This is a genomic window from Mycobacterium sp. (assembly GCF_008709575.1).
Classification (GTDB): Bacteria; Actinomycetota; Actinomycetes; order Mycobacteriales; family Mycobacteriaceae; genus Mycobacterium.
The window spans coordinates 22,301-28,767 of the sequence record NZ_VYIK01000017.1; the positions used below are offsets into that span (position 1 = coordinate 22,301).

The following is a 6,467-nucleotide window of genomic DNA, read 5'->3' on the forward strand; positions in this document are numbered from 1 at the left end:
TGCGTCGGTTCGAAACTAGCGCACCGGCGCCGGACCAAAACCGCGGGTCCGGCACCACAAGGCGATCCCGGTCACACCGATATCAGATGTCCCAGCTCAGCGCACGGTCAGATGAGGTGGAGTTCCCCAACCAGCCCGGGTGATCCAACGTCGGGGCGCGTAGCATAGCCGGGACCCGACCACACCGCGACGGGAGGTGACCGGATGCCGGCGTTTCGCCCGCTGCCGCCGTCGCTGCGGCCAGTCGTGCGACCAAAGTCGAACGGTCCCGGTCCCCGGCCGGTCCCCGTGCCGGTCACCGAGGCCGTGGTCGACTGCGGCGTGTACGTGGACGGGGTACGCCTGCCGGGGGCATACACCCCTGCCGAGGCACTGACCAAGGTGCGCGAGGTCGAAGAGGCCGGCCGCAACGCGTTCGTCTGGATAGGGTTGCACGAACCCGACGAACACCAGATGCACGCCATCGGTGAGGTGTTCGGGCTGCACCCGCTGCCCGTCGAGGATGCCGTACACGCCCATCAACGGCCCAAGCTCGAGCGTTACGACCAAACTCTGTTCCTGGTCCTCAAGACGGTCAACTACACCCGCTCCGATTCGGTGCTGCAGACCCGCGAAGTCGTCGAAACCGGCGAAATAATGATTTTCGTCGGCAGTGATTTCGTCATCACGGTCCGGCACGGCGAACACGGCGGGCTGGCCGACGTGCGAAAGCGGATGGACGCCAACCCCGACCACATGCGGCTGGGCCCCTATGCGGTGATGCACGCCGTCGCCGATTACGTGGTCGACCACTATCTCGCGGTCACCCGCCTGATGGAGACCGACATCGACGCCGTCGAGGAAGCCGCCTTCACGCCCAGCCAGCGCACCGACATCGAACCGATCTACCAAATCAAGCGGGAGGTGGTCGCGCTGCGGCGATGCGTCAACCCGCTGTCGGTCCCGTTTGCGCGGATGCTCAGCGAACACAAAGACCTGATCAGCAAAGAAGTCCGCCGCTATCTGCGCGACGTCGCCGACCACCACGCAAACGCCGCCGACCAGATCGCCGGCTACGACGAGATGCTCAGCTCACTGGTGCAGGCCGCGCTGGCCCGCGTCGAGATGCAGCAAAACGTCGATATGCGCAAGATATCGGCCTGGGCGGCCCTTTTCGCGGTGCCGACCATGATCGCCGGCATCTACGGGATGAACTTCAAATACATGCCCATACTGCATTGGCGCTGGGGATATCCGTTGGTGCTGGCGTTGATGGTCGTGGTCTGCGCGCTTCTCTACCACAACTTCCGGCGCCGCGACTGGCTTTGACCTACCACCGGCGCTCACGCCGCCGGCGGCGGAATAGTCAGGTTGACACCAGAGTCGGCATCGAAAACCGCGAGTTTCAAAGTATCAAAAGCTAATTCGAGTGACTGCCCACTCGTCGCTTTTGATGCAGAAGGAACCCGGGCCACGTGCTCTCCCACCCCAACTTCAGCCACGTCCTCGGCGAGCTGCTCAGAACGCGCCACCTCGCCCTCGGTGGTGAAATACACGTATTTGTCAGCGCCCAGCGACTCGACCAGGTCTACCTTCACTTCGAAGATCAGCGCACTGATCCTTTGGTAGGCGTCGATCAGGGCAGCATCATGCAGATGCTCGGGTCGCACTCCGACGATGACATTCCGCGGTGTCGGATGCTGCGCGAGCACGTCGAGGACCGGCTGGGTCAGCGTCACCTCGCCGAACGGCAGGGCCAACCCGGTCGGTGTCAAGCCGGCGGGGAAGAAATTCATCGCGGGCGAGCCGATAAAGCTGGCGACGAACAGATTGGCCGGTCGCTCGTAGAGCTCGTCGGGCGTGCCGATCTGCTGGGCGACACCGGCGCGCATCACGACCACCCGGTCACCCAGGGTCATGGCCTCGGTCTGGTCGTGGGTCACGTAGACGGTGGTGGTACCCAACCGCCGCTGCAGCCGGGCAATTTCGGCCCGCATTTGCACGCGCAATTTGGCATCCAAATTCGACAACGGCTCGTCCATCAGGAACGCCTTGGGATGGCGCACGATTGCCCTGCCCATCGCGACGCGCTGCCGCTGACCGCCTGACAATTGGGACGGCTTGCGATCCAGCAGTTCGGTAAGGTCGAGGATTCGCGCGGTCTCCTCGACCTTTTGGGCGATCTCTGCCTTCTTCATCTTCGTCAGGGTCAGCGGGAAAGCGATATTCTGCCGCACCGTCATATGCGGATAGAGCGCATACGACTGGAACACCATCGCGATATCGCGGTCCTTGGGGGCCTTCTCGTTCACCCGCTCACCGCCGATACGCAACTCTCCCGACGAGATGTCCTCAAGTCCGGCAATCATGTTCAGCGTGGTGGTCTTGCCGCAACCGGAAGGCCCGACCAGGATTAGAAATTCCCCGTCGGCGATCGTCAGCGACAAATCGTGCACAGCCGTAGTGCCGTCAGGGTAACTCTTGGTCAGATGATCCAGCACAATCTCGGCCATCGAGCTATCCCTTCACCGCACCGGAGGTCAATCCGGCAACAATCCGTCGTTGGAAGATTAAAACAAAAACGACGACCGGAACGGTGATCACCATTGCGCCGGCCGCGATCGATCCGGTGGGTTCCTCGAACTGCGAACTGCCGGAGAAGTTGACAATCGCTACCGGCGCGGTGATGGCCGCCTTGGTGGCCGTCAACGACAACGCCAGCAGCAAATCATTCCAGGCGAAGATGAACACCAGGATCGCGGCGGTGACGATACCGGGTGCCGCCAACGGAGCGATCACCTTGCGGAAGGCCTGTCCCGGCGCTGCGCCGTCCATCTTGGCCGCCTTCTCCAGATCCCACGGGATCTCGCGGAAGAAGGCCGACAGCGTGTAGATAGCCAACGGCAACGCGAACGTGATGTAGGGGATGATCAATCCCGGCCAGGTGTCGAAGAGCCCAACCGCGCGCTCGACGTTGAACAGCGGTGCGACGAGAGAGATCTGCGGAAACATCGCGATCAGCAGCGCGGCTCCGATCAACAACCTCTTACCCGGAAACATAAGCCGTGCGACCGCGTAGGCGGCCATAGCACCGATGACCACGGCGATCACGGTGGTAATCAGCCCGATACCGATCGAATTGATCAATGCCGAACTAAAGAAGTCACCGCGGAAGATGGCCCGATAATTGTCGAATGTCACCGCTGTGGGAATCAGCTTGCCGTCTTTGACTGTTGACGTCGGCTTGAGTGACAGCGACAAAATCCACAGTACCGGAAACAGTGCGTAGATCACCACCAGGGTGTCGGCGACGACCCACGCGGCTGTGCGCCGGGGACCCATCCGCTCAGCCACCGCCGTCACCACCCGGTACCGAGGTGCCGAACACCTTGACGAAGATGAACGCGATGACGGCCACGCACCCGAAGATCAGCACCGAAATCGCGGCGCCCAGGCCCACATTGAACCCCTTGAACAGGTTGTCGTAGCCCAGGATGGACACCGAATAGGTGTTGTTGGACCCACCGGTGAGCACGTAGATGTTGTCGAAGATCCGGAACGCGTCCAGGGTGCGGAATAGCAGCGCAACCAGAATCGCCGGCTTGATCAGCGGCAGGATGATCGTCAACAGCCGTCGCCAGGCACCCGCGCCGTCGACTTGCGCGGCCATCAACACCTCGTCCGGCACCAACGCCAGTCCGGCGAGCAGCAGCAGCGCCATAAACGGGGTGGTCTTCCAGACCTCGGCGAGAATCACGATGCCCAACGACGGAATCTGCTCGGTCAACGGTGCACTGCCCTGCGGCAACAGGCTGACCAAATACCCGGTACCCGGCGTCCAGGCGTAGTACCAGCTGTAGGACGCGGCCGCCGTGACGATTCCGTACGGAATCAACACGGCGGTGCGCACCACGCCCTTGCCGATCAGTGTCCGGTGCATCGCCAACGCCAGCGCCAGGCCCAACGCGAACTCGATTGCCACCGACAGCACCGTGATCGACATGGTGACCACGAACGCCGTCCACCACAATCGGCTGGTGAGAACCGTTTGGTAATTGGCCAGGCCGACGAACGCGGTGTCCGCCGGCGTGGCGAAATTGCGGCGCTGCAGGCTCAGCCACACCGCGTAGCCGATCGGATAGGCCGTGACCACCAGCATCAACAGGACCGCCGGCGCGATCAACAGGGCCGCCAATCGGGCTTCGGCTTTGCGGTTTTCGGTGGGGGGGGCCGTCATGGGATCAGTCCTTCGCCGTTGACGGCTTTGTGAACCTGCACGGCGAGCTCGTCGGCGGTCCGCTGCGGGTCGATCTTGGTTATCGGGGCCAGGGTCGCCGCGATCCGGATCGCGACCGCTTCGTAAAACGGAGTCACCGGTCGCACCGCGGCGTCGGTGAGCTGTTGACGAATGACTGCGTACATCGGGTATCTGGCCTGAAATTGCGGGTCGGCGTAGAGCGAGGTCCGTACCGCGGGCAGGCCGCCTTCGATCGAGACGTACTTCTGGTTCTCCAGGTTACGCAGGCAGCGCAGCGCCTCGAAGGCTTGCGCCTTGTGCCGGGTCGTCTTGGCCACCGCCAGGTTCAGGCCACCGAGCGTCACCTTGGCCGGTCGGTCCGGCTGCACCCGAGGATAGCCGGCAAAACCCAGGACCTTCTCGGCGGCTTGGTAGGCGCGCGTGAACTGCTGGGCGGTCGGTGCAAAATTTCCGCCGCTGTCGATGCTGCCCGCCAGATCCGGCTGGGTGTCCAGCGGCAAGAATGCGACACCGCCCTTGATCGCGTTCTCCAGCATGGATAGCAGCACGAACGGCCAGTTGACCTCCAGTGCCGCCTTGCCTTGCTCGAGCGCCAGCCGTGCACTGCCCTCGTCGGTTTGGGTGATCGACGGGTCGGCGCCGGGTGCGGTGGCCACCGATTTCATGATCTGCAGTGCTTTGACAGTCGCCGCCCGGTGGGCGGGTGTGTCGGTCAGCGTGACCGCCTTGCCGTCGTCGGACAGCACCTGGCCGCCGGCGCTGACCAGCAGCGTGTTGAACCACACCACCAGCCCCTCGTACTGCTTGGCCTGCACGGCGATCCAGCTGGGTTCGCCGGCGGCGTGCAGCCGGGTCGCTTCGGCGACCATGTCGTCCCACGTCGTCGGTGGCTTGTCCATCAAATCCGACCGATACCAGAGTAATTGGGTATTCGTGGTGACCGGCGCAGCGTAGAGTCGGTGCTTCCAGCGCGCTGTGGCCAGCGGACCCGGCAGCGTGTCGGCGGTGGCGTCGGCCTCGGCGAGCCCGGCCGGGTCGTCCGACAGCGGCAGCACCCATCCCGCGTCGGCGAATTCGGCCGTCCACACCACGTCGAGGGCCATCACGTCCAAGGTGCGGTCGTTGCCGTTGAGTCGGCGGGCCAGTTGCAGCCGCTGGTCGTCGGCTGATCGGGGCAGGCTGAACTGCCGGATGGTGAACCGCCCGCCGAACTGATCGGTGCAATGCCGCGCGATCGCGGTGAACGTCGCCGTCTCACTGGCCGGGGTGTAGACGCCGACCACCGCGCCACTATCGGCCGGGCCGCAGGACGACAGCAGCGAAGCCGCGGTCAGCGCCGCCAGGGCGGCTGCCCCCAGCTGCCGTGCGCGCTCGCGACGACTCGTCCCCACGCCAGGCCTCCCGTCCGGTAGGGATGTTTCCGCGCCAGAACGCTAAAGGCAGGCACGCGTGCCACGCAACACGCCGGCTCGGCGGGTCAACCGGATCGCGGCGCCCCGCTCAGATCGCCAGCCGGGCCAAAAGATCGCGGGCCTTCTCGGCGTTCTGCGGATCACACAGCACGTCGTAGCGGCCGGCGACCAGTTGCATCGTCGAGCTGAAGTCGCGAGTGCCGCGCGCCATCGCATAAGGGACCGCGGAGGTGATCAAGCCGAAGAACACGCCGGCGATCAGTCCGGTGACCAAAGCCGCCCAGGGGTTGGGGCTGAAAAATCCGAGCACCAGACCGATGAACAGGCCCAGCCACGCGCCGGACAGCACCCCGCCGGCCAGCACCTTCGCCCAGGTCAACCGACCGGTGACCCGTTCTACCTGCATGAGGTCGACCCCGACGATGGTCACCTGCTGCACCGGGAACTGCTGCTCGGACAGGTAGTCGACAGCGCGCTGAGCCTCGGCGTAGGTGGGATACGACCCGACCGGCCAGCCTTTCGGGGGGGTGGGCAATCCGGGGCCACCTCGCCGACCCGGAGCCGGGGTGCCCCCTGCGGCGCCCGGAACCTGCCCGGGCTGGAAGGGACTCGTCATCGTCCTCATTCTGCTCTGCCGACGTGCGGTGTGCAGCAATCTGACGGGTGAGTCTTCGGCGGCGACCCGCCGCGCCCGGCTACGCCGCGCTCGCGATCGCCGCAAGTCTTCGGCGGCGACCCGCCGCGCCCGGCTACGCCGCGCTTGCGATCGCCGCAAGTCTTCGGCGGCGACCCGCCGCGCCCGGCTACGCCGCGCTTGC

Annotated in this window: 6 protein-coding genes; 1 reads left to right on the forward strand and 5 read right to left on the reverse strand. The window is 64.8% G+C overall.

Features of this window, described 5'->3' with window-relative positions:
• Positions 1-204 precede the first annotated feature (204 nt).
• Entirely contained in the window at positions 205-1,308 is a 1,104-nt protein-coding gene (gene corA, locus F6Q13_RS05720; protein ID WP_293053549.1) for a magnesium/cobalt transporter CorA, read from the forward strand.
• Positions 1,309-1,322: 14 nt separating this feature from the next.
• Here the strand turns inward: corA and F6Q13_RS05725 are convergent, their stop codons facing one another.
• The 5 genes from F6Q13_RS05725 to F6Q13_RS05745 form a co-directional block, all read right to left on the reverse strand.
• On the reverse strand, positions 1,323-2,492 hold the full coding sequence (locus tag F6Q13_RS05725; protein WP_293053552.1) for an ABC transporter ATP-binding protein: 1,170 nt from the start codon (positions 2,490-2,492) through the stop codon (positions 1,323-1,325).
• 4 nt (positions 2,493-2,496) lie between these two features.
• Complete coding sequence (locus F6Q13_RS05730) at positions 2,497-3,321, reverse strand: carbohydrate ABC transporter permease (protein ID WP_293053764.1); 825 nt, start codon at positions 3,319-3,321, stop codon at positions 2,497-2,499.
• A 4-nt stretch (positions 3,322-3,325) separates the two neighbouring features.
• On the reverse strand, positions 3,326-4,216 hold the full coding sequence (locus F6Q13_RS05735; RefSeq protein ID WP_293053555.1) for a carbohydrate ABC transporter permease: 891 nt from the start codon (positions 4,214-4,216) through the stop codon (positions 3,326-3,328).
• Positions 4,213-5,628: an extracellular solute-binding protein gene (locus F6Q13_RS05740; RefSeq protein ID WP_293053558.1), complete on the reverse strand. Its 1,416-nt coding sequence runs from the start codon at positions 5,626-5,628 to the stop codon at positions 4,213-4,215. Before F6Q13_RS05740 ends, F6Q13_RS05735 begins: the two co-directional genes overlap by 4 nt.
• Positions 5,629-5,737: 109 nt before the next feature.
• Positions 5,738-6,265, reverse strand: coding sequence for a general stress protein (locus F6Q13_RS05745; RefSeq protein WP_293053560.1), 528 nt, complete (start codon positions 6,263-6,265; stop codon positions 5,738-5,740).
• Between the last annotated feature and the right edge of the window lie 202 nt (positions 6,266-6,467).